We start from the raw sequence: 20,757 nt of genomic DNA on the forward strand, positions 1-20,757 counted from the left end.
GCGGCCCGCTCCGGCGACGTCGACCCGGACCGGCTGGTCGTCTCCCCCGGATCTGGACGTGCCCTTCCTGCGCGGGCTGCCGTACGCGTGGCACAACCTCGTGCTCGACCTCGCCGCGCTCAACAAGCACGAGATGATCCTGTGGGACCTCTGAGGCGGTCTCACCGAGGACGCGACGCTCTCCCCGGCGACCCTCGCCCGCGCCGACGAGCTGGCCGAGCTGATGGCCGACGCCGACGTCGAGCAGCTGCGGGTGGCGTTCGAGGCCGACGACGTCCGGGTGCCGCCGGTGATCCGCTCGGTCACCCCGCCGGGACAGCTCCCGGTCGAGGTGGTGCTCCGCTGACCTCGACGGCCGTCCGCACGAACCGCGCGATCCGTGGGTCCCGCGCGTCGGTCGGCCACACCAGGACGAGCGAGTACGGCGTCGCGTCCACCACCGGCCGGTAGACGACGTCGGCCCGCACCCGCTGCTCGGCCACCGACACCGGAAGCAAGGCGATCGCCTGCCCGAGCGCGACGGTCTCCAGCATCTGCTCGCTGTTGTGCACCACCGGCCCCGGCGTGACCGCGCCACCGGTCACGTCCTGCCCGGACCAGTACGCCCGGTCCGCGGCGGACGCGTCCGGCCACCACGGCGTCGGCCGCCCGGCGAAGTCCGCGCAGGCCAGCGCGGCCCGCCCGGCCAGCTCGTGCCCCGAGGGAAGCGCGGCGACCCGCGGCTCGCTGAAGAGCACCTCGACGTCCAGGCCGTCGTTGTCGGCGGGGCCGCCGACCACCGCCACGTCCGCGCGGCCGTCCCGCACCATCTCCGCCTGCTCGCCGAACCCGCTGATGCGGATCTCGACCCGGTCCGGGTATCCGTCGGCGATCCGCCGCAGTAGTTCGGTGGCGACCCCGGGTTTGGCGGTGACCACGAGCGGCGGCGCGTCCTGCGCCGCCCGGCGGGTGCGCCGGACCGCCGCGGTGACGGCGTCGAGCGCCTTCGCCGACTCCGCGAACAGGACGTTCCCGGCCGGCGTGAGGGACACGTGCCGGCTGGTGCGTTCGAACAGCAGGACCCCGAGCCGCCGCTCCAGCAGCCGGATCGCGCGCGACAGCGGTGGCTGCGCCATCCCGAGCCGCTCGGCGGCGCGGGAGAAGTTCAGCTCCTCGGCGACCGCGCGGAAGTACCGCAGCTCACGGACCTCGACATCGTCCATACCGCAACGGTATCGCGGCAGCGTCCATCGGTCTTTCCCTTTCCGGGTCGCGAATGACGGGATTCGTGTCGACTGCTCTACAGAGGACGGACCGCGTCGACGGGTGGTACGGGTGCGGGTGCGGGACCGACGGGGCTAGGGAGCGATGCCGTGGAGCACGGCCTCGACCACCGACTCCGGGCTCGGCGGGTCGAGGGGGCTCGTGTGCGGGAAGACCGCCGCCATCACCGAGTTGTGGCAGTAGCCGACCAGCAGCGCCGCCGAGGCGTCCACTTCGGACTCCGGGCGGAGGCGGCCCAGGGCCCGTTCCGCTTCGAGGTAGGCCAGCAGGCGGTCGCGCCAGTCGCCCGAGTTCTCGCTGATCGCCGCGAACTGCTCCAGCACGGTCGGCTGCCCGACCAGGCCGCTGAACGCCGGGACGATCGCCCGGTGCAGTGTCAGGCCGAACTCCAGGTGACGGCGGAGGTTGCCGGCCACCGTGCCTTCGCCGGGTGTCGGGAGCTCGCCCAGCGTGTTTTCCGTGTGGCGCACGTACTTCAGCAGCGCGTAGGCGATCAGCTCCTCCTTGCCGGAGAAGTGGTTGTAGAGCACCCCGTCGGCGACGCCCGCCGTACGCGCGATCCCGCGCACGGTGAGGTTCGCCGTGCCGTTCTCGGCGATCAGCTTCTCGCAGGCTTCGACCAGGAGGTCGTACAGGGACTGGCCGTCCCGCTGGGCCGCGGCTTTCCTCGGTGACATCGCCGTCATCGTAGGCCCGTCAGGTCCTCCTTCCCGTGACCAGCCACGCCGCACCGCGCAACCGCACCGCGTCCGGGGCGGCGAACGGCTCCAGTGCCGCCGTGAGGGCTTCGGTCGCCTGGGCGGCGGTGGTCTTGTCGACCAGGCTCAGGTGGTGGCGCACCGGGCCCCAGTCAGCGATGAACCGCGCCGCGTCGGGGACGTCCCGGCCCCAGATCTGGTCGGCCTCGACGTGGGTGCACGTCACGTCCTCGAAGCCGGCTTCGGTCAGCACCGCCTTCGTCCGGTCCGGGTCCGCGAACGACGTCGGGCCGCTGCCGTCCGGCCCGGTCGGCTGGGGCAGGTACGCCGCCATCGCGCCGAACACCCGGCCGAGGTCCGTGCCCGCCAGCGCGGTCAGGCACAGGAACGCGAGCCGGCCGCCGGGGCTCAGCGCCCGCCGGACGTTGGCGAACGCCGCCACCGGATCCGCGAAGAACATCACGCCGAACCGGCTGACCGCCAGGTCGAACTCGCCATCGGGGAACGGGTGCACCTGGGCGTCACCCTGCTCGAACGTCACGTCCGACCCGCTCGAGCCCGCGCGGTCTCGAGCATCGGCCCGGACAGGTCGACTCCGAGCGCGGACCGGCCCCGCGCCGCGGCGAGCCGCGTCAGCTGGCCGTTGCCGCAGCCGATGTCGAGCACCCGGTCTTCCCCGCCGACGCGGTCGAGCAGGAATTCGTTGAACCCGCTGTTCACGCCGTCGTAGCGGTCGGCGTTGGTCGCCCAATGCTTCCCTTCGTAGCCGTTCCACGCCTTCGCCTGCGCGGTGTTGACGATCCCGCTCATCTGCATCCCCTTCGTTGTGAACACGCGTTCATGAACACACGTTCATGGTTCCGGGACTGCCCGGTGCTGTCAAGGCATCGGCCACCCCGCCACCGGATGTCAGCCAGGTGGCAGATCTTCCGGGAGCGCCGCCGCGGAAGACTTCTCCTCAGCAGGGAAACCACCCCTGACCAGCACAAAGGAGCAAGACAATGGCCCAGGTCATCGCCAACATGTCCATGTCCCTCGACGGCTTCGTCGCCGACCCGGAGGATCGCACCGATCACCTGTTCGAGTGGTTCGGCAACGGTGACGTCGAGGTCCCGACCGCCGCCGAGTGGGCGACCTTCAAGACCTCCGAAGCCAGCGCGAAGATGCTCAGGGAAGCGCTCCAGAACGTCGGCGCGCTGATCACCGGCCGCCGCCTCTTCAACCTGACCCAGGGCTGGGGCGGCACGCACCCGATGGGCGTGCCGGTCTTCGTCGTCACCCACGACACGCCCGTCGACTGGCCGCACCCCGACGCGCCGTTCACCTTCGTCACCGACGGCCTCAAGAGCGCCGTCGACCAGGCCAAGCAGGTCGCCGGCGACAAGATCGTCGCGGTCGCCAGCACCACGATCGCCCAGCAGTGCCTGAACCTCGGCCTGCTCGACGGCATCCAGGTCGACCTCGCCCCGGTGCTGCTCGGCTCCGGCGTCCGCTTCTTCGACAACCTCGACGCGATGACCAAGCTGGTCGGGCCGGAGATCATCGAAGGCACCGGCGTGACGCACCTGTCCTACCGGATCGACCGGTGAGGGCCGGGCCGGTCGCGCCAGTACTGCCGCGGGCTCACAGGAGCGTGATCCGCAGGGCGGCGAGGCGGGCGGGGTCGGCGATCACTTCGTACGAGGTCACTTGCGCACCCTCGACGGTCACCGCGAGGGCGAGCAGCAGCTGTCCTCGCGGGGCGACGACCACGCCGACCGCGCCGTCTACCAAGGCCGTCTCGGCGAAGCGGGCCCGCTTTCCGAACACCTGCGTCTCCTCCGCCACGGCACGGGCGCCGCGTGCTTCGAGGCATGCTCCCGAAGGGAGCGCCGCCGGGTCGGCGCGGCGCACGACGTCCGGGGCGAGGACGTCGAGGAGCTCGTCGAGGTCGCCGCCGCGGGCCGCGGCCAGGAACGCGTCCACGACGCGGCGGTGCCGCGCCAGGTCGGCCGGGGGCAGCGGGGACGTGCCCCGCACCCGCTGCCGGGCGCGGCTCGCCAGCTTCTTCGCCGCCACAGGCGTCCGGTCCAGCACCGGCGCGATCCGGTCGAACGGCATCGCGAACAGGTCGTGCAGCACGAACGCGATCCGCTCGGCCGGGCCGAGCGCGGCCAGCACGACGAGCAGCGCGCGGCCCACCGAGTCCGCCAGCTCCACCTCGCCGGCCGGGTCGGCGCCGTCGACCGGCTCCGGCAGGACCTCGAAGGGATCCTCCCGGCGCGCCTTCCGCGAGCGCAGCACGTCGAGGCAGACGCGGGAGACGACCGTCGTCAGCCACGCCGCCAGGTTGTCGACCGGCTCCGCGCGGTTCAGCCGCAGCCACGCCACCTGGACGGCGTCGTCCGCCTCGGCCGCGGAACCGAGCATCCGGTAGGCCAGCCCGCGCAGCCGGCCGCGTTCGGCCTCGAACTCCGCCGCCAGGTCGTCCATCGGTCACCTTTCGCCCGCCGTCACCGTCGCTCCTTTGACGAATCCCCGCGACCGGAGGTGACCGGATGAGCTTGCTGACCCCTGCCGACCTGGGTGGCTGGCGGGTGCCGAACCGGGTGGTGGTGGCGCCGGTGACGCGGGCGCGCGTCCCCGGCGGGGTGCCGGGCGAACTGCAAGCCGCCTATTACGCGCAGCGCGCGAGCGCCGGGCTCGTCGTCACCGAAGGCACCTGGGTGAGCGAACGGGCCGTCGGGCTCGCCGACGTCCCCGGCATCCACACCGGCGCGCAGGTCGCCGGGTGGCGGCGGGTCACCGACGTCGTGCACGCACTCGGCGGCCGGATCGTCCTGCAGCTGTGGCACACCGGCGCGGTGTCGCACCCGGAGCTCCTCGGCGGACGGCCGGGCGGGCCGTCCGCGGTGAACCCGGGCGAGACGGTGCATCTCGCCGGCGGGCGACGGCCGACGCTGACTCCGCGCGAGATGAGCGTGGCCGAGATCCGGGCGACCGTCGCGGACTACGGCACGGCAGCGGAGAACGCGCGCCGCGCCGGGTTCGACGGGGTCGAGGTCGCGGCCAACGGCGTGTACCTGCTCGCGCAGTTCCTGCACCCACGGCTGAACCACCGCACCGACGCTTACGGCCGCTCCCGGGGCAAGCTGCTGCTCGACGTCGTCGCCGCCGTGCGCGAGTCCGGGCTCGCGGTGGGCGTGCGGCTTTCGCCGTGGTGGACCGGCGGACTGTTCACTGTGGACGAAACACTCCGCGCCGAGTACGACGAGCTCGTCGCTTCACTGGATGTGGCGTATCTGCACCTCCGCGGGGCCGATGACGGACCGGACTTCGCCGCTTTCGCCCGCTACCGGCGGTTGTTCGCCGGGCCGCTGGTCGTCAACAACGGCTTCGACCGCGACTCGGGCAACGCCGTGGTCGCGGCCGGGATCGCCGACGCCGTTTCCTACGCGCGGCACTTCATCGCCAACCCCGACCTGGTGACGCGGTTCGCGCTCGGCCTGCCGCTCGCGCCCGGCGACCCCGCCACTTACTACGGCGGCGGGGCGGCGGGGTACGTCGAGCAGGCGTCCTAGTCTCATTCCGGGCACCACACCGCCAGCTCGCTCCCGCCGGGTTCGCGGAAGTGGAACCGCCGCCCGCCGGGGAAGGCGAACGGTTCCGTCGTCACCACACCACCGGCCGACTCGACCGCCGCCCGGGCCGCGGCGAGGTCGTCGGTGCGGATGGTGACCAGCGGAGCGCCGGTCTGCTGGGCCCGGTCCGCCTGGAAGCCGAGGGTGGGTCCCCCGGTCCGGACGTCCGTGTAGTCCGGGCCGTAGGCGGTCGCCGCCCAGCCGAACGCGCGCTCGAAGAACTCGCCGGACGCCGCTGCCGACGCCGACGGGAACTCCACGAAGTCCACTTCGTACATGCCGGCGACACTAGCGGCGACCCCCGACAAAAACGGGTCAGTCGGTGACGAACCAGTTGCCGCCGCGGTACTCGAGCACCGCGTCGCCCAGGTCGCCTTCGGTGAACTTGACGGCCGCGCGGATCGCGCTCGCCGGGACCTGGACCTTCGTCGCGCTGTCCTCGCTGACGCGGGCCCGGTCGACCGTCGCGCTCTGCAGGGCTCGCTTCTGCGCCGCCGAGATCAACCCGAACATCACCGGGATCGTCTGCTCGCACGGCCCGAAGCCCTCGTCCTCGGCCTTCTTCGCGGCCGGCGCGGCGATTTCGCAGACCGTCGCGACGTCCTGCTTGCCCACCGCGTGCAGGTACGTCTCGTACCGCGCGATCGCCCCGGCGGCCGTCTTGACAGGAGCTGACGAGGGCGAGGACGGCGTGCTCGACGGGGAAGGAGCGGGTGTCGAGGACGTGGCCGCGGTCGGCGACGACGGTGCGGGCGTGCCTGACGAAGCCGAGGCCGAAGTCGAAGCCGGGGCCGCCGTGCCGCCGACGCCGCTCGAACAGCCGGTGATCACCAGGAAGACGCCCGTGGCCAGGACCGATAGCGCGCGAACGGACATAAAAGTGCCTTTCCCCTCGAAGAATCCGGAGGGTAATCGACACCGGCCCGGCTGCGGGGCGGAACCGGAAAACGCGAGACGAAAGAGTCAGGCGGGGCGGCCCGCGCCCGCGTAGTCGTCACCTTTCGAGTGATACGTGTGGATCTGGATCGCCTGGCCCTCGGTCGGCGCGTTGATCATCAGGCCGTTGCCGAGGTAGAGCCCGACGTGGTGGATGCGCGTCGCCGGGCTGCCGTAGAACACCAGGTCGCCCAGGCGCGGCTCCTGCGAAGCCGGCACCGGCGGGAGCGCCCGGAACTGGCTGTCCGCCGTGCGCGGCAGGGAGACGCCCGCGCTGTCGTACGACGCCTTCGTCAGGCCCGAGCAGTCGAAGCCGGCCGCGCCCGCGTCGGGGCCGTTGCCGCCCCAGACGTACGGGAGGCCGAGCTGGCCGAGCGCGAACCGGGTCGCGCGGACCGACGGCGACGAGGCCGACGCCGGGTCGAGCGAGAGCGTCGCGTACAGCTGGGCCGTGCCGAGCACCCGCTGCCGGAACAGCTCGGTCTCGCTGCCCGGGTGGTACGCCGCGATCGCCTTCCACCAGCCGGGGCCGGCGCCGAGGTCGGTGCCGCCCGCGCAGAGCGCCCGCCCGGCCGCGACCGGGGCGTCGGCGCCGTACTTCTTGGTCTGCGCAGCCGTCAGCCCCAGCAGGTTCCCGCCGCCGCGGCCGTGGTCGGATGCCGCCGAGCCGACCCCGGCGAGCGTGACCCACGAGAGGTGGCACGACGGCTGTTCGCTGCGTAGAGCCAGCTCGCCGTTCGCGTAGCCGACCAGCGCGTCCGCGGGGATGTCCAGGGGCCCGGAAAGCTGCTCGGCCCACTGCTGCAGCGGGCTCTTGCCGCCCGCGCCGGACGCGCCCTGGCCCGGTTCCTGCGCCTTCACCGGTGCGCTGACCTCAAGGACCGACGGGCCCGACGCCGCCGCGTCGCGCGCCACCGGGAGCGGGGCGGGCGCGGGTTCGGGGGAGCGGTCGGCCAGCAGGAAGCCCGCGGCCACGAGACCCGCGACGAGCGGCAGCGCGACGAGGCCGCGCAGGGCCGCACCACGAGCCCAGGAGGTCGGCTTGGTCGTCACGGGTTCCAACTTAGAAGAGCGCACCTCTTAGTGAACGACTGAGTAGCTTGCACGTTAGGGGGACTCCCATATGGTGGGCACATGCCTGAGATCGACGCCGCCCGCCTGAGCGCGGAGCTGCAGGATCGGTACCCGAAGATCGACGTGGTCGAGCGGACCGGCTCCACCAACGCCGACCTGCGGAAAGCCGTCGACGACGGGGCTGCCGACCGCACCGTCCTGCTCGCCGAGGAGCAGACCGCGGGGGTCGGGCGGCGCGCGCGGTCCTGGAGCTCGCCGAAGGGCGCGGGGCTGTACCTGAGCGTCGCGCTGCGGCCGTCGGGCGTGTCGTTCTCGGCGCTGGGGTCACTGTCCGTCGTCGCCGGGCTCGCCGTCCGGGCGGCCGCCGCCGGGGTCGGGGTCGACGCGTCGCTCAAGTGGCCGAACGACGTCCTCGTCGACGGCGCCAAGTGCGCCGGCATCCTGGCCGAGGCCGTCGCGGGGGCCGAAGCGTCGATCGTGCTCGGCATCGGGCTCAACGTCCTGCCGCTCGGCGACGTCCAGCCGGGGCCCGGCGGGCTCCCCGCGACGTCGCTGGCCGAGCGCGGCGCCACGAACACCGACCGCACCGACGTCGCGATCGCGCTGCTCACCGAGCTCGACGAGCTCGAGCGGCGCTGGCGGCTCGCGGGCGGCGACCTCACCGAAGCGGGCCTGCTCGGCGACTACCGCGCCCACTGCGCGACCCTCGGCCAGGACGTCGAGGTGCAGCTCCCGGACGGCACGTCCCTCGTCGGCCGGGCGGCCGACATCGACGCCGCGGGGCAGCTGCAGGTCGACATGGCGGGCGGCCAGCGCCACACCGTCTTCGCGGGTGACGTGGTGCACGTCCGCCCGGCCTGATTCTTCGGGGCGTTGCACTCACCGGCCGGGCGTCTCGCCGGTACGGTGAGACGACACCGCCGCACCGACCTTGGGAGCGTCCGCCGTGGCCTATCCGGACGATTTGCTCAGCGAGCAAGAGCACGTCGTGGTGCACAGTCACCCGCACTTCAAGATGCTGATCTTCCCGACGCTCGCGTTGCTGGTCACTGTGGGCGCGGGCATCTGGCTCGCGCTCCTGGCGAAGGACGCCGGCTCGCCGTGGGACTCCGTCGGGCTGATCGCCATCGGCGTGGTCGCGCTCGTGCTCGTCGTGTGGCTGTTCCTGGTGCCGTTCGTGCGCTGGCGCACCACCCACTTCATCGTCACGACCGACCGGCTGATCGTGCGCGAGGGTGTGCTGAAGCGCACCGGCATCGACATCCCGATGGGCCGCATCAACAGCGTCCAGTTCGAGCACGGCCTGCTCGACCGGGTCTTCGGCTGCGGCTCGCTGATCATCGAGTCGGCGTCGGACGAGCCGCTGCGGTTCGAGGACATCCCGCACGTCGAGAAGGTGCACTCGGTGATCTACCGCGAGGTCAACGACAACCCGTACGACGACTACCGGCCCGGCGGCGCGCCGGCTCCCCAGCAGACCGAGCCGCTGCCGCCCCAGGGCGGGCACCCGCCGCGCGGCGATCGACGCCGCTGATGGGCACGCGCGAACTCGGTCTGCCGGAGCGGGTCCCCTCGGCGGGTGACCTGCCGGAGCGGGTCACGATCTGGGAGGTCGGCCCGCGGGACGGCCTGCAGAACGAGAAGACGATCGTCCCGGTCGAGGTCAAGCTGGAGTTCCTCGACCGGCTCGCGGGCGCCGGCCTGACCACGCTGGAGGCGACCAGTTTTGTGCACCCCAAGTGGGTGCCGCAGCTGGCCGACGCCGAGCAGCTGCTGGCCGGGCTGGACCGCCGTGAAGGCGTCCGCTACCCCGTGCTGGTGCCGAACGAGAAGGGCCTGAACCGGGCCCTCGACGCGGGGGTCGAGCACATCGCGATCTTCGCCAGCGCCACGGAGACGTTCGCGCAGAAGAACCTCAACTCGTCGCTGGACGAGCAGTTCGCGATGTTCGAGCCGGTCGTCACCCGGGCCCGGGAAGCCGGCCTGGACGTGCGCGGTTACCTCTCGATGTGCTTCGGCGACCCCTGGGAAGGCGTAGTGCCCGCGAAGCAGGTCGCCGACGCCGGGCGCCGCCTGCTGGACATGGGCTGCTCGCAGCTTTCGCTGGGCGACACCATCGGCGTCGCGACCGCGGGCCAGGTCGAGAACCTGGTCGGGCTGTTCGGCGATGTCGGCACTTTGGCCGTGCACTTCCACGACACCTACGGTCAGGCTCTCGCCAACACCCTCGCGGCGCTCCGATGTGGAGTGTCGACAGTGGACTCTTCGGCGGGCGGACTGGGTGGCTGCCCGTACGCCGAGTCGGCGACCGGGAACCTGGCCACCGAGGACCTGGTGTGGATGCTGGCCGGCCTCGGCGTCGAGACCGGCGTCGACCTGGACGCGCTGGTGGCGGCCAGCGCGTGGATGGCGGGACAGCTCGGCCGCCCGAGCCCGTCCCGCGTGGTGGCCGCGCTGAGCTGACCTCGCCTGCGCACGCACCCGAGGGGTGCGGTATCAAGGGGGACCGGCCGCGGCCGCGTCGAACAGTGTGCCCGCGGGCACCGACCGAGCCGGAGGATGGGTGTGACCGAGCCTTCCGAGGCGGGCTCCGAACCGGTCGAGGCCGACCTCGACACCGGGCCGATCCGGCTGCCCGGGTACGGCTTGCCGGACTCGGGCGCCTTCGAAGAGGCGCCGACGCCGCCTTCGGGCAATCCCGCCGCGTGGCCGCACGCGGTGTCGCCGCTCCTGCCGCCGTTCCCGCTGCCCCCGGCCCCGCAGCCCCCGCCGGCGCCGGCCGGGCCGCCGCCGCCCGTGGCGGGTCCGCCGCCGAACCCCGGCTCGCCCGCGCCGCTGCCCCCGCTCGGCTCGCCGCGCGTCGAACGGGAAAGCGTTGTCGCGCTGTTCCTGGTGCACATGTTCCCGATCGGGCACCTGCCGGTCGCGATGGACAAACCGGCGCTGCAGCTCGACCTGCCCGAGGACGACCCGGACGGCTTCGGCCCGAACGACCACCCGGACGCCCGGCTGATCTTCGACGACCAGGCTCTCACCAACGTCACCGCCGGGTTCCGCCGGTCGCCGACCGCGCCGCCGCGGCCGGTGCCGGCGCACCTGACCGAGCACTACGTCCCGTACGCGCGGGCGACGCAGGCGGTGTGGATCCGCCGGTTCGTCGTCGGGCACAGCGAGCTCGGGCCGGAGTACGCGTGGCCGCCGGGGGAGATGTTCCCCGAGGGCGGCCTCGACCACGCCGAGCCGGTGATGGTCCCGGCCAACACCGTGCTCGACCGCTTCGGCCCGGCGTACGGCCGGGTGTTCTTCGCCGACGGCACGCCGTTCGCGGAACGCTCGCTGCCGCCCGGGATGCTGGACGCCGAGTACCGCCGGTACGTCGTCGTGCGCGCGGTGCCGATGTGGCGGTCGGAGACCGCGAACTGGTTCGGCCAGGTCGGCGGCGGCGCCCGCTACCGGGCGCTGCTGGCGGCGGACGAGCTCGTCACCCTCGGTTATCTCGCCGAGGCCAAGGGGGAAGAGGACTGATGAACACCCAGTCGATCCAGCGCTGGCTCGGCGTGCTGGGCGTCCCGCCGGAGGTGGTCTCGCTCGGCGCCGAGGTCGACAACGCCTGGTGCCTGATGCAGGGCGAAGACGAGGCGTGGGAGGTGTTCTGGCGGGAGCAGGGCAACCGCTACGACTGGGCGCGGTTCACCAGCGAGCAGGTCGCGTGCCACTACCTCTTCGGCCGGCTGGCCTGGGCGCAGGTCGCCCGTGGCGCCGTCGGCCTGCTGCCGGGGTCGTGACGAAGCGGGAGCGGCCGGTGGGTGACCGACGCGGTCGGCGGCGCCGGGGTGGCCTCGGTCACCGGCCTGCGGGAAGGCGCCGATCCGTGGTTGCTGAGGTTCGACGGGGCCGACGCGGCCGTGCTGCGGCTCGGGGACCCCGCTGATCCCGATCATCGCCGGCGGTTCGCGACCGAGGCGGCGGCGCTGCGGGTCGCCGGTGACGACGGGCTGCCCGCGGCCCGGCTGATCGCCACGGATCTGGATGGCACCGCGACCGGAGCGTTGGCGGTGCTGACGGCTGCCTTGCCCGGGCACAGCCGGATTCCCCCGGTCGCCTCGAACGCACGGCTCCAGGCGCTGGGGGCCACGGCGGCCGCGCTTCAGGCGGTCTCGCTCGAGCCTCGGGCTGCGCGGCCCCTGCGGACCCGCTCGATCGCGGACGTCGACTTCGCGGCCCAACGCCGGGACGCGTTCCTCAGCACCGCACTGGACCGGCTCGCCTAGCGCTTGAGGATCCCCAGCGCTTCGTCGTGCAGCAGGCCGTTCGTCGACAACGCGCTCCCGTTGTCGTACCGGCCCAAGCCGTCCAGGTCGGAGAACCGGCCCCCGGCCTCGGTGACGATCACCTGTGCCGCCGCGACGTCCCACGGGTTCACGATGCACTCCGCCGCGACGTCCAACGCGCCCTCCGCCACCAGGACGTGGTGCCAGAAGTCGCCGAACGCGCGGGATTCCCAGCACGCGTCCACCAGCTCGAGGTACTTCTCCCGCGAGTGGTGCTCGCCCCACGAGTTCAGGTCCGTTGTGGACAGATAAGCGTCCGAAAGAGACGAAACTCCCGAAACCGCCAGCCGGCGCGTCCCGGCCGAGTCGGACGAGAACGCCCCGGACCCGGTCGCAGCCCACCAGCGGCGGCCCAGCAGCGGCGCGGTGATCATGCCGACCACCGGGTCGCCGTCGACGACCAGCGCGATGAGCGTCGCCCAGACGGGTACTCCGCGGAGGAAGTTCTTCGTGCCGTCGATCGGGTCGAGCACCCACGCGCGGCCGGTCGCCGCCGAGCCACCGCGTTCCTCGCCCAAGACGGCGTCGGACGGGCGTTCCGCGGCCAGCACCGCGCGGACCGCGTCTTCGACCGCGGTGTCCGCGTCGGTCACCGGGGTGCGGTCGGGCTTGCGCTCGACCCTGAGGTCCAGGGCGCGAAACCGCGCCGCCGTGATCGCGTCGGCGGTGTCAGCCAGCCGGGTGGCGAGGTCCAGATCATCTCCGTAGCCAGGCACGGTCACGATGGTTTCACGCCGCACCGCCGTAGAGTTGACCAGGTGAGCATGGTCCTACTTGCCGAAGACGATCCGGCCATCGCCGAACCGCTCTCCCGCGCCCTCGAACGTGAGGGATACGAGATCCACGTCGTCACCGACGGCCCTTCGGTGCTCGACGCCACCGCCGCCCAGCGCGTCGACCTGCTCGTGCTGGATCTCGGTCTGCCCGGGATGGACGGCTTGGAGGTGTGCCGGCGCCTGCGCGCCAACGGGACCGAGCTGCCCGTCCTGATGCTCACCGCCCGCACCGACGAGGTCGACTTCGTCGTCGGCCTGGACGCGGGCGCCGACGACTACGTCGCCAAGCCGTTCCGGCTGGCCGAGCTGCTCGCCCGGATCCGCGCGCTGCTGCGCCGCCGGGTGCCCGAGGTGCTCGAGGCCGGTGGGGTGCGGATGGACCTCGGCGCGCGGCTGGTCACCGTCGACCTGCACGAGGTCCAGCTGGCGAACAAGGAGTTCGAGCTGCTGCGCGTCCTGATGAGCCGCGCCGGGCAGGTCGTCAGCCGCGACGAGATCCTCGCCGAGGTCTGGAACGACCTCGAGTCGAAGACGTCGAAGACGCTCGACATGCACATGTCGTGGCTGCGGCGGAAGCTCGCCATCGCCGCCGACGAGGCCGCCGGCCGCAGCAGCAAGACCCACGACGGCGAACGGCGGATCGCGACCGTCCGCGGTGTCGGCTTCCGCTTCAACGCCGAATAAGCCGTGCGCCGCCGCATCCTGCTGGCCATCCTCCTGGCCGTCGCGGTCACCGCGGCGGTCCTCGGCATCCCGCTGGGCATCGTGGCGAGCTGGCAGATCGAGTCGAGCTACCGGGAGACCCTCGCCGAAAACGCCCGCGCGGCGGCGGCGATCCTCGACACCGAGATCGCCAACGGCCAGGCGATCGACCTCGACCAGGTGCGCGCGGCGGTCCCGGCGAACGGCCTGCTCACCGTGTGGTCCAGCGGCCAGGGGGAGAAGCGCTACGGCAACGACCCGGGCCCCGACATCGTCGGCGAGACGGCCGACCTGGCCCGCGACGGCAAGGTGGAGATCGCCGTGCCGGCCGGGCCGATGCACGAACGCCAGACGACGGTGACGCTCGTCGTCGTCCTGCTGGTGCTGCTGTCGATCGGCACCGGCGCGGTGGTCGCGATCGCGACCGCGCGGCGGCTGGCGAAGCCGTTGCGGCACGTCGCCGAACGCGCGTCGCGGCTCGGCGGCGGTGACTTCCGGCCCGACCCGAGCCGCTACGGCGTCGGCGAGCTCGACATGGTCGCCGAGGCGCTGGACGCGTCCGGCACCGCGCTCGCCCAGCTCGTGCAGCGCGAACGCCAGCTCGTCGGGGACGTCTCGCACCAGCTGCGCAGCCGGCTGACGGCGTTGCAGCTGCGGCTCGAACCGCTCACCGTGCACCCGGACGACGAGGTCGCCGTCGAGTCGAAGGCCGCCCAGGAGCAGGCCGACCGGCTCGCCGAAGCGCTCGACGAGCTGCTCGCGGCGGCGCGTGCGGCCCGCGAGGTCGGCGCGGAGCCGGTGGACCTGCCCACGCAGCTGCCCGAGATGGCGCAGGAGTGGCGTGAGCTGCTCCGCTCGGAAGGCCGCAACCTGCGCATGCGCGTGGCCGACGGCCTGATGGCGCGGGCGACGCCCGGGCGGCTCCGCGAGGTCATCGGCGTGCTGCTGGACAACGCGCTGCGCCACGGCTCGGGCACGGTCACCCTGGTCGCCCGCCGTGGGGACGCCGAGGGCACGGTGGTCATCGAGGTCAGCGACACCGGCTCGGGCGTGCCCGACGAGCTCGCCCCGCACATCTTCGAACGCGGCTTCTCCGGCGGCGGCTCGACCGGCGTCGGGCTGGCGCTGGCCCGCGCGCTGGTCGAGGCGGACGGCGGCCGCCTGGAGCTGTCGAACCGCCGTCCGGCTGTGTTCAGCCTGTTCCTCAAGGTCCCGCGGCCCAGCGACGTGCCCGAAGTGCGCTGGCCCGCCGAACGCGTCCCGCGCTGAGTCAGGCCTGCCCGGTGAGCAGGGCGACCAGGCTGTGCGGTGTGTTCTCCCCGAAGCAGAGCTCGAAGTCGCGCGCGGCTTCGGTGGCGGCTTCGAGGCTCCGCGGGAACAGGGCCCGCTCGTACTCGGCGAGCGCGGCCTCGGCGTCGTCCGGGTGCGCGGCGAGGGCCTTGCCCAGCTCGGCGCCGTCGGCCATGGCCAGGTTCGCGCCTTCGCCGTTCGGGACCGACAGGTGGGCGGCGTCGCCGAGCAGCGTCACGCCCGGCACGCGCTCCCAGCGGTGGTTCGCCGGCAGCGTGTTGAGCGGGCGCAGGACCGGCGCGGTCTCGCCGTCGGTGATCAACGCCGTCAGCTCCGGGGCCCAGCCGTCGAACTCCTTCACGATCCGCGCGGAGGCCGCGGCCGCATCGGTGAAGTCGATCTCGGCGAACCACTCCTGGGACTCCGACAGCACGACGTAGGTGTGCAGGTTCCCGCCGCTTTCGCGGTGCGCCTGGATGCCCTTGCCCGGCTCGAGCGAGAACAGCGCGCCGCCGCCGACGGCCTTCGCGCTGGCCGGGTGGCGGGTGTCGCTGTCGAACAGGTACGTCTCGACGAACGACGTCCCGGCGTACGCGGGAACGGCGTCGGAAAGCAGCGGCCGGACCTTCGACCACGCGCCGTCCGCGCCGACCAGGACGTCCGTGGTGACGGACGTGCCGTCGGTGAAGGTCACTTCGTGGCGGCCCTCGCCGAGCGCGCGGACGCCGCTGACCTTGTGTCCCCACCGGACGGTGCCCGCCGGGAGTGAATCGAGCAGGAGCTGCCGCAGCTCCCCGCGTTGCACTTCGGGACGGCCACCGGTGCCGTCGTCGGGTTCGTCGAGCAGCACGGTGCCGTGCCGGTCGAGGATCCGCGTCGCTTCGCGGCCCTCCAGGACCAGGCCGCGGAACTCCTCGAGCAGGCCGGCCGCTTCGAGGGCGGGCTGGCCGTTGTGGGCGTGGATGTCGAGCATCCCGCCCTGCGTGCGGGCCGCTGGGGAGGCCTCGGCCTCGTAAACCGTGGCCGGGATGCCGTGGACGTGCAGGACCCGGGCGAGCGTGAGGCCGCCGAGTCCGGCGCCGATGATCGTGATGGGGGTGCGCATGGTGGTGCTCCTCTCTGGAATGTCATTCCATATTGGAACGGCGTTCCAGTCATGTCAAGATGGAGCCATGGTTGCGCGGCGCACAGAGGCTCTTTCCCGGGATCGCATCGTCGAAGCGGCCGTCGAGGTGCTCGACGAAGCCGGCGAGAGCGGGCTGACGTTCCGGGTGCTGACCGAGCGGCTCGCGACCGGGGCCGGGGCGATCTACTGGCACGTCGCGAACAAGGGTGAGCTGCTCGGCGCCGCGACCGAAGCCGTCGTCGAGGCGGTGCTGGCCACGCCGGACTCCGCGAGCTCGCCGCGAGACGGGATCCGCGGCGTCGCGCTCGGCCTGTTCGTCGCGCTGGACGAGCACCCGTGGCTGGCGACCCAGCTCTCGGCGCAGTTCTCCCGGAACCCCTCGGGCCTGGTCGCGCCGCGGGTCTTCGAAAGCTTCGGCCGGCACGTCCAGGCGCTCGGCGTGCCCGAAGCCAGCTGGTTCACCGCGACGTCGGCGCTGGTGCACTACGTCCTCGGCGCCGCCGGCCAGAACGCGGCGAACGCGCACACCCCCGGGCTCACGGTGGGCCGCGCCGAGTTCCTCGACACCGTGGCGACGGCGTGGGAAGCGCTCGACCCGGCCGGCTACCCGTTCGTCCGGGCCATCGCGGGGCAGGTGCGGGAGCACGACGACCGCGAGCAGTTCCTTACCGGGGTCGACCTTGTGCTCGCGGGCATCACCACCGCGCACTCACTCGGTGTCGGCGGTGACGAGCAGGACGAACCCGGCTCGCGCGGGCATGCCCAGGCTGGTCCACAGGGCCGTCGGGTCGGTGGCCGCCAGGCGCGGCCGGACCGGTGAGCCCTCGTCGGCGTCGAGCACCGCGTGCAGCGCGGCGTCGAGCAGATCGTGTTCTTCGCGGACCTTCGCGGCCCGCGCGGTGACGAGGTAGGAAAGCGCGCAGCGGCGAGCCGCGCGCTTCCCTCCCCCCTCGTCTTCTTCGCCGACGGCGTCGTGCAGCGCGAAGAGGAACAGCTCCACGCTCCGCACCTGCGACTCCGTCTGCCAGGTCGGCTTCGGCGGATCGAGCCGGATCTGCGTCCCCGCCGGCAGACGCGGGCGCAACAGCCGGCACAAGGCCTCGTCGACCTGGGCGATCATGGGTCAGATCAACCCTTCACGCAGGGCGTACGCGACCGCGTGCGAACGGTTGCGCAGCTGGAACCGGTTGGTCACGTCGTGCAGGATGCTCTTCACCGTGCGCTGCGAATAACACAGCTGGTCGGCGATCTCCTGCGTCGAACAGCCCGCTGCGACCAGCCGCAGCACCTCGGTCTCCCGGTTGCTCATCCCGCCCAGGTGCAGCCCCCGCGGCTGGAGCACCTGGCGCTGCAGCCGGGAAACCCGGTTCAGCAGCCGCCCGAGCAGGTCGGGCGGCAGCGCGCCCTCCCCGGCCGCGGCGGCCTTGACCAGCCGGACGAGCACCTCCGGCCCGGCGTCGGCGCGGCGGGCGACCGCGCAGACCCCGTGCTCGACGGCGTTGAGGATCTCGTTGTCGTCGACCTCGCCCGCGACCAGCACGATGCGGGTGAAGCCCTGGTGGTGCAACGCGGACAGCAGCTGGGTCATCGACTCGTCGAGCCGGTCGGCGACCAGCAGCGCGACCACGCCGGAGTCGGCCGCCTCCGCGTCCACCACCCGGACGTCGTCGCGCGAACGCAGCGCCATGCAGACGCCGTTGTGCAGGATCGGATCGGTGGCGCGGACCACCACCGGCGTCCTGTCGGATTCGAACATCGTCACCCATTCCCCTCGAACGGTGCAGGCCTTCAGCCTGCCCTCCGAGGTGTCCCGGGCACATGGGACCGGCGTCCCGATGTTGCCCGGAGGACCGCCCCTCAAGACCGCCCGAGGCCGGCGTCCCTGGCCCGGACGATCGCCTCGGCCCGGTCGGCGACGTGCAGCTTCGCGAAGACGTTCGAGATGTGGTTGCGCACGGTTTTCGGGCTCAGGCACAGCGTGTTCGCGATGACGCCGTTGCTGTGCCCGGCCGCGATCAGCGACAGGACCTCACGCTCGCGCCCGGTCAGCTCCGGGAAGACCGGCTCGGTGGCCGGCGGCTGGTTGAAGAAGCCGAGGACGCGGTTCGCGATGTCGGGGCCGAAGATGGCTTCACGCCGGGCGACCGCCTGGACGGCGCGGATGATCTCGTCCGGCTCGGCGTCCTTGAGCAGGTAGCCGCGGGCACCGGCGCGCATCGCCGCGAAGACCGACTCGCTTTCGTCGGCCATCGTCAGCATCAGCACGCCGGTGTCCGGGCTCGCGGTCACGATGTGCCGGGTCGCCTGGATCCCGGAGAGGTCGGGCAGGTGGAGGTCCATGACCACGACGTCGGGCCGCAGCGCGGCCGCGGCGTCGACGGCGTTGACCCCGGTCGCGGCCTCGCCGACGACCTCGATCCCGGCTTCGGCGTCGAGCAGCGTGCAGACGCCGAAGCGGAAGAGCGGGTGGTCGTCCACGACGAGGACACGCAGGCCGTCGGCCATCCGGTCACCTCCCCGCCGTCACCCCCGGTAATGGTAGGTGAACGCGGCCGCATTCTCACGCGCCCAGTCCGCGAAGGTCCGCGGCGGCCGGCCGAGCAGCCGCTCCACGGTGTCGAAGACGACGTGTTCGTGGCCGGCGGACTCGCGCTTGAGGGCGAAGAGCCCGTCGACGGCCTGGGCGGGCCAGCCGTACATCCGGATCATGCGGTCGCGCGCGGCGCTTTCGGGCTCTTCGACGTGCTCGATCGGCCGGCCGAGCACTTCGGACAGGATCTTCACCTGCTGCGCGGTGGTGAGGGCTTCGCCGCCGGTGAGCGCGTAGGTCGCGCCTTCGTGGCCGGACGTCGTGAGGACGAGCGTCGCGAGGTCGGCGATGTCGCGGACGTGGACCAGCGCGGACGCCGGGTCGGTGTCCGGCGCGTACACGGTGTTCTCGCCGCGGATCGTTTCGCGCCAGGCGAACCGGTTGTCCATGAAGGCGCCGGGCCGCAGGATCGTCCACATCGGACCGGCCGTGCGGACCGCCTGCTCGGCTTCGGCGTGGGAGCGGGTGATCACGTCGTTCTGTCCGAAGTGGACACCGGTGGTGGACAGCTTGACGAGGTGGGTGACCCCGGCCCGGGCGGCGGCTTCGGCGACCGCCTGTTCGCGGTCGGCGGCGTGGCCCTGGGTCAGCACGAACACGCGGTCCGAACCGTCGAGCAGCGCGGGGAGATCGGCGGTGTCGAGGTCACCCTGGACGACTTCGGCGCGCGGATCGATGTGGGCCTTCCCGGGATCGCGGGTCAGGGCGCGGACGGCGGCGCCGGCGTCGAGCAGGGCGGGGACGAGGGCGCGGCCGACCTTGCCGGTGGCGCCGAGGACGAAGATCATCGGGATTCTCCTTCGAGGGGGACGTGCGGGAGCGCGAACGCCGTGACGAGGGCGAGCGCGAGGACCGGCAGCAGGGCGAGGAAAACGCCGTGGGCGCCGGCTCGGTAGGCGAAGCCGAGCGCGACCGGGCCGAGGGCCGAGCCGAGCGCGCGGGCGAGGTTGACGGTGGCGGCGACCGCGCCACGGTCTCCCGGCGGCGCGGTGTTCTGCGTCGCCATCGCGAGGACCTGCAGGTTGAGCCCGGCCGCGAGCCCGAAGACGACCAGGCAGAGCAGGACCAGCGGCAGCCCCTGGACGACCGTGAGGCCGAGCACGGCGAGCAGGCCGAGCGCCATGCTGAGCCGAGGCGCCCAGCGATAGGCGCCGGTGCGCGCGATGACCCGGCTCCCGACGGCGGACGCCACCGCGACGGCGATCGTCATCGGCACGAGCCGCAGCCCGCCTTCCGCCGGGCCGGCGTCGGCCTGCAGGAAGACCGCGACGTAGTTGATCGAGCCGAGGAAGGCGAACCCGGCGAGCACGCTGAGCACGACGGACACGGTGAACGTCCGGTCGCGCCACAGGTGTGGCGGCAGCACCGGCGCTTCGGCTCGTCTTTCGACGAGGACGAAGGCGACGGCCGCGAGCGCGCCGAGGCCGATCGACCACGGCGTGAGCAGGGTGAACCCGGTGATCGTGACCCCGAGCAGGACCACACCGGCGAAGTCGAACGGGGCTTGCCGACGGCGTCGAGGCAGGTCGAGGTGCCTGAGCAGCACCAGGGCGACCAGGCCGAGCGGCAGGTTGACCAGGAAGATCGACCGCCAGCCGGCCAGATCGGTCAGCAGGCCGCCGAAGACGGGTCCGGCGAGCGAGGCGACGGCGAAGCAGATCGAGAACCACCCGAAGTACTTCGCGCCTTCGCGAGGCGTGAACATTTCGCCGAGCGAAGCGCCGACGGAGACGAAGAGGCCTCCGGAGCCGGCGCCCTGCAGGACGCGCCCGGCGATCAGCAGCGGAGCCGACGGCGCCAGGCCGCAGGCGAGCGAACCGAGCAGGAAGAGGCCGAGGGCGCCCAGGAGCACACGTTTGCGCCCGGCGACGTCACCGAGCTTGCCGTAGAGGGGAGCGGTGACACTGCCGGCGAGCAGGTAGGCGGTGGTGACCCAGGCATAGGCCCCGGCGCTCGTGAATTCGGCGGCGATCCGCGGGAGCGCGGTGGCGACGACCTGGGTGTCGAGCATGGCGAGGAAAACGGACAGGAAAAGGCCCGCGAGCGCGGGTTTCAGCTGGGCGCGTTTCAGCGCGGTGGTGCTCAAGAAAGGGTCCTTGTTTCGTCAGAAGGGACGAGAGATGCGGACGCGGCTTGGGGCACGCGTCCCGTCGAGTCGGGAAAAGGCTCCATCGTCACCCGCGAACGGGTGCGACCTCTTCGCGCTCGGAAACCACCTCGAATCGTCCCGCTCGCCCGGCCGAACCCGGACGGCGTCCTCACGAAGGAACACTGACGAGGATGACTGTAGACAACTACATGTCAGAAGACAAGTAGTTTCCGCGAGATCCGCCGGGAATCACGCGTGATCC

The 20,757-nt window shown here is 72.6% G+C and carries 25 protein-coding genes and 1 pseudogene; 12 read left to right on the forward strand and 14 right to left on the reverse strand.

Going from position 1 to position 20,757, the window contains the following annotated elements:
• The first annotated feature begins 223 nt into the window (after window positions 1-223).
• Entirely contained in the window at window positions 224-346 is a 123-nt protein-coding gene (locus tag ACZ61C_RS21175; RefSeq protein WP_465309153.1) for a hypothetical protein, read from the forward strand.
• On the opposite strand, the gene ACZ61C_RS21180 is transcribed toward ACZ61C_RS21175, so the two are convergent.
• The 3 genes and pseudogenes from ACZ61C_RS21180 to ACZ61C_RS21190 form a co-directional block, all read right to left on the reverse strand.
• On the reverse strand, window positions 303-1,202 hold the full coding sequence (locus tag ACZ61C_RS21180; RefSeq protein WP_465309155.1) for a LysR family transcriptional regulator: 900 nt from the start codon (window positions 1,200-1,202) through the stop codon (window positions 303-305). The genes ACZ61C_RS21175 and ACZ61C_RS21180 overlap by 44 nt on opposite strands.
• Before the next feature lie 135 nt (window positions 1,203-1,337).
• On the reverse strand, window positions 1,338-1,940 hold the full coding sequence (locus tag ACZ61C_RS21185) for a TetR/AcrR family transcriptional regulator (protein WP_465309157.1): 603 nt from the start codon (window positions 1,938-1,940) through the stop codon (window positions 1,338-1,340).
• 19 nt (window positions 1,941-1,959) lie between these two features.
• Window positions 1,960-2,777: pseudogene (locus ACZ61C_RS21190) on the reverse strand (class I SAM-dependent methyltransferase).
• 185 nt (window positions 2,778-2,962) lie between these two features.
• On the opposite strand from ACZ61C_RS21190, the gene ACZ61C_RS21195 reads away from it, so the two are divergent.
• Entirely contained in the window at window positions 2,963-3,550 is a 588-nt protein-coding gene (locus tag ACZ61C_RS21195) for a dihydrofolate reductase family protein (protein ID WP_465309159.1), read from the forward strand.
• 34 nt (window positions 3,551-3,584) lie between these two features.
• Here the strand turns inward: ACZ61C_RS21195 and ACZ61C_RS21200 are convergent, their stop codons facing one another.
• Window positions 3,585-4,433, reverse strand: a complete 849-nt coding sequence (locus tag ACZ61C_RS21200) for a sigma-70 family RNA polymerase sigma factor (protein ID WP_465309161.1) — start codon at window positions 4,431-4,433, stop codon at window positions 3,585-3,587.
• A 65-nt stretch (window positions 4,434-4,498) separates the two neighbouring features.
• Here ACZ61C_RS21200 and ACZ61C_RS21205 point away from each other — a divergent pair, with 65 nt between their 5' ends.
• Window positions 4,499-5,521 (forward strand): alkene reductase, encoded by a 1,023-nt coding sequence (locus ACZ61C_RS21205; protein WP_465309163.1) that lies wholly within the window; start codon window positions 4,499-4,501, stop codon window positions 5,519-5,521.
• Window positions 5,522-5,523: 2 nt separating this feature from the next.
• Here ACZ61C_RS21205 and ACZ61C_RS21210 read toward each other — a convergent pair whose 3' ends face one another.
• The 3 genes from ACZ61C_RS21210 to ACZ61C_RS21220 form a co-directional block, all read right to left on the reverse strand.
• Window positions 5,524-5,859 (reverse strand): VOC family protein, encoded by a 336-nt coding sequence (locus ACZ61C_RS21210; RefSeq protein ID WP_465309165.1) that lies wholly within the window; start codon window positions 5,857-5,859, stop codon window positions 5,524-5,526.
• Window positions 5,860-5,896: 37 nt separating this feature from the next.
• Window positions 5,897-6,457, reverse strand: coding sequence for a hypothetical protein (locus tag ACZ61C_RS21215; protein ID WP_465309167.1), 561 nt, complete (start codon window positions 6,455-6,457; stop codon window positions 5,897-5,899).
• Window positions 6,458-6,544: 87 nt separating this feature from the next.
• Entirely contained in the window at window positions 6,545-7,570 is a 1,026-nt protein-coding gene (locus ACZ61C_RS21220; protein WP_465309169.1) for a C40 family peptidase, read from the reverse strand.
• An 81-nt stretch (window positions 7,571-7,651) separates the two neighbouring features.
• On the opposite strand from ACZ61C_RS21220, the gene ACZ61C_RS21225 reads away from it, so the two are divergent.
• The 6 genes from ACZ61C_RS21225 (at window position 7,652) to ACZ61C_RS21250 (ending at window position 11,862) form a co-directional block, all read left to right on the forward strand.
• The gene (locus ACZ61C_RS21225) at window positions 7,652-8,452 is read left to right on the forward strand and encodes a biotin--[acetyl-CoA-carboxylase] ligase (RefSeq protein ID WP_465309171.1); all 801 of its coding nucleotides are present in this window, start codon (window positions 7,652-7,654) and stop codon (window positions 8,450-8,452) included.
• An 85-nt stretch (window positions 8,453-8,537) separates the two neighbouring features.
• Entirely contained in the window at window positions 8,538-9,125 is a 588-nt protein-coding gene (locus ACZ61C_RS21230) for a PH domain-containing protein (protein ID WP_465309173.1), read from the forward strand.
• Complete coding sequence (locus ACZ61C_RS21235; RefSeq protein ID WP_465309175.1) at window positions 9,125-10,054, forward strand: hydroxymethylglutaryl-CoA lyase; 930 nt, start codon at window positions 9,125-9,127, stop codon at window positions 10,052-10,054. The genes ACZ61C_RS21230 and ACZ61C_RS21235 overlap by 1 nt, the downstream gene beginning before the upstream one ends.
• 96 nt (window positions 10,055-10,150) lie before the next feature.
• A complete protein-coding gene (locus ACZ61C_RS21240; protein WP_465309177.1) occupies window positions 10,151-11,116 on the forward strand; it encodes a TNT domain-containing protein in 966 nt (321 codons plus the stop codon).
• The gene (locus ACZ61C_RS21245) at window positions 11,116-11,376 is read left to right on the forward strand and encodes a hypothetical protein (RefSeq protein WP_003105220.1); all 261 of its coding nucleotides are present in this window, start codon (window positions 11,116-11,118) and stop codon (window positions 11,374-11,376) included. Before ACZ61C_RS21240 ends, ACZ61C_RS21245 begins: the two co-directional genes overlap by 1 nt.
• A gap of 21 nt (window positions 11,377-11,397) precedes the next feature.
• Window positions 11,398-11,862: a phosphotransferase gene (locus ACZ61C_RS21250; RefSeq protein ID WP_465309179.1), complete on the forward strand. Its 465-nt coding sequence runs from the start codon at window positions 11,398-11,400 to the stop codon at window positions 11,860-11,862.
• Here ACZ61C_RS21250 and hisN read toward each other — a convergent pair.
• A complete protein-coding gene (hisN, locus tag ACZ61C_RS21255) occupies window positions 11,859-12,644 on the reverse strand; it encodes a histidinol-phosphatase (RefSeq protein WP_465309181.1) in 786 nt (261 codons plus the stop codon). The genes ACZ61C_RS21250 and hisN overlap by 4 nt on opposite strands.
• Window positions 12,645-12,686: 42 nt before the next feature.
• Here hisN and ACZ61C_RS21260 point away from each other — a divergent pair, with 42 nt between their 5' ends.
• On the forward strand, window positions 12,687-13,382 hold the full coding sequence (locus ACZ61C_RS21260) for a response regulator transcription factor (RefSeq protein WP_395932280.1): 696 nt from the start codon (window positions 12,687-12,689) through the stop codon (window positions 13,380-13,382).
• Window positions 13,383-13,385: 3 nt separating this feature from the next.
• On the forward strand, window positions 13,386-14,669 hold the full coding sequence (locus tag ACZ61C_RS21265; RefSeq protein ID WP_465309183.1) for an ATP-binding protein: 1,284 nt from the start codon (window positions 13,386-13,388) through the stop codon (window positions 14,667-14,669).
• A gap of 1 nt (window position 14,670) precedes the next feature.
• On the opposite strand, the gene ACZ61C_RS21270 is transcribed toward ACZ61C_RS21265, so the two are convergent.
• Window positions 14,671-15,795, reverse strand: a complete 1,125-nt coding sequence (locus ACZ61C_RS21270) for an FAD-dependent oxidoreductase (RefSeq protein ID WP_465309185.1) — start codon at window positions 15,793-15,795, stop codon at window positions 14,671-14,673.
• Between the two features lie 67 nt (window positions 15,796-15,862).
• Here ACZ61C_RS21270 and ACZ61C_RS21275 point away from each other — a divergent pair, with 67 nt between their 5' ends.
• The gene (locus ACZ61C_RS21275) at window positions 15,863-16,636 is read left to right on the forward strand and encodes a TetR/AcrR family transcriptional regulator (protein ID WP_465309187.1); all 774 of its coding nucleotides are present in this window, start codon (window positions 15,863-15,865) and stop codon (window positions 16,634-16,636) included.
• Here ACZ61C_RS21275 and ACZ61C_RS21280 read toward each other — a convergent pair.
• The 5 genes from ACZ61C_RS21280 to ACZ61C_RS21300 form a co-directional block, all read right to left on the reverse strand.
• Window positions 16,526-16,936, reverse strand: coding sequence for a Pvc16 family protein (locus tag ACZ61C_RS21280; RefSeq protein ID WP_465309189.1), 411 nt, complete (start codon window positions 16,934-16,936; stop codon window positions 16,526-16,528). The genes ACZ61C_RS21275 and ACZ61C_RS21280 overlap by 111 nt on opposite strands.
• A 3-nt stretch (window positions 16,937-16,939) precedes the next feature.
• Window positions 16,940-17,572: a response regulator transcription factor gene (locus ACZ61C_RS21285; RefSeq protein ID WP_465309450.1), complete on the reverse strand. Its 633-nt coding sequence runs from the start codon at window positions 17,570-17,572 to the stop codon at window positions 16,940-16,942.
• Window positions 17,573-17,673: 101 nt separating this feature from the next.
• Window positions 17,674-18,321, reverse strand: a complete 648-nt coding sequence (locus ACZ61C_RS21290) for a response regulator (protein ID WP_465309191.1) — start codon at window positions 18,319-18,321, stop codon at window positions 17,674-17,676.
• 18 nt (window positions 18,322-18,339) lie between these two features.
• Window positions 18,340-19,194, reverse strand: a complete 855-nt coding sequence (locus ACZ61C_RS21295) for an NAD(P)H-binding protein (RefSeq protein WP_465309193.1) — start codon at window positions 19,192-19,194, stop codon at window positions 18,340-18,342.
• The gene (locus ACZ61C_RS21300) at window positions 19,191-20,492 is read right to left on the reverse strand and encodes an MFS transporter (RefSeq protein ID WP_465309195.1); all 1,302 of its coding nucleotides are present in this window, start codon (window positions 20,490-20,492) and stop codon (window positions 19,191-19,193) included. Before ACZ61C_RS21300 ends, ACZ61C_RS21295 begins: the two co-directional genes overlap by 4 nt.
• Window positions 20,493-20,757: the final 265 nt, after the last annotated feature.

Source organism: Amycolatopsis sp. NPDC104587 (genome assembly GCF_055583645.1).

Coding starts and splice junctions, on each gene's coding strand:
- ACZ61C_RS21210 (WP_465309165.1), bottom strand. CDS start 5,859: ATGTACGAAGTGGACTTCGTGGAGTTCCCGTCGGCGTCGGCAGCGGCG.
- ACZ61C_RS21260 (WP_395932280.1), top strand. CDS start 12,687: ATGGTCCTACTTGCCGAAGACGATCCGGCCATCGCCGAACCGCTCTCC.
- ACZ61C_RS21180 (WP_465309155.1), bottom strand. CDS start 1,202: ATGGACGATGTCGAGGTCCGTGAGCTGCGGTACTTCCGCGCGGTCGCC.
- ACZ61C_RS21285 (WP_465309450.1), bottom strand. CDS start 17,572: ATGTTCGAATCCGACAGGACGCCGGTGGTGGTCCGCGCCACCGATCCG.
- ACZ61C_RS21270 (WP_465309185.1), bottom strand. CDS start 15,795: ATGCGCACCCCCATCACGATCATCGGCGCCGGACTCGGCGGCCTCACG.
- ACZ61C_RS21295 (WP_465309193.1), bottom strand. CDS start 19,194: ATGATCTTCGTCCTCGGCGCCACCGGCAAGGTCGGCCGCGCCCTCGTC.
- ACZ61C_RS21225 (WP_465309171.1), top strand. CDS start 7,652: ATGCCTGAGATCGACGCCGCCCGCCTGAGCGCGGAGCTGCAGGATCGG.
- ACZ61C_RS21185 (WP_465309157.1), bottom strand. CDS start 1,940: ATGTCACCGAGGAAAGCCGCGGCCCAGCGGGACGGCCAGTCCCTGTAC.
- ACZ61C_RS21245 (WP_003105220.1), top strand. CDS start 11,116: ATGAACACCCAGTCGATCCAGCGCTGGCTCGGCGTGCTGGGCGTCCCG.
- ACZ61C_RS21280 (WP_465309189.1), bottom strand. CDS start 16,936: ATGATCGCCCAGGTCGACGAGGCCTTGTGCCGGCTGTTGCGCCCGCGT.
- ACZ61C_RS21240 (WP_465309177.1), top strand. CDS start 10,151: ATGGGTGTGACCGAGCCTTCCGAGGCGGGCTCCGAACCGGTCGAGGCC.
- ACZ61C_RS21175 (WP_465309153.1), top strand. CDS start 224: ATGGCCGACGCCGACGTCGAGCAGCTGCGGGTGGCGTTCGAGGCCGAC.
- ACZ61C_RS21195 (WP_465309159.1), top strand. CDS start 2,963: ATGGCCCAGGTCATCGCCAACATGTCCATGTCCCTCGACGGCTTCGTC.
- ACZ61C_RS21235 (WP_465309175.1), top strand. CDS start 9,125: ATGGGCACGCGCGAACTCGGTCTGCCGGAGCGGGTCCCCTCGGCGGGT.
- ACZ61C_RS21205 (WP_465309163.1), top strand. CDS start 4,499: ATGAGCTTGCTGACCCCTGCCGACCTGGGTGGCTGGCGGGTGCCGAAC.
- ACZ61C_RS21290 (WP_465309191.1), bottom strand. CDS start 18,321: ATGGCCGACGGCCTGCGTGTCCTCGTCGTGGACGACCACCCGCTCTTC.
- ACZ61C_RS21275 (WP_465309187.1), top strand. CDS start 15,863: ATGGTTGCGCGGCGCACAGAGGCTCTTTCCCGGGATCGCATCGTCGAA.
- ACZ61C_RS21200 (WP_465309161.1), bottom strand. CDS start 4,433: ATGGACGACCTGGCGGCGGAGTTCGAGGCCGAACGCGGCCGGCTGCGC.
- ACZ61C_RS21215 (WP_465309167.1), bottom strand. CDS start 6,457: ATGTCCGTTCGCGCGCTATCGGTCCTGGCCACGGGCGTCTTCCTGGTG.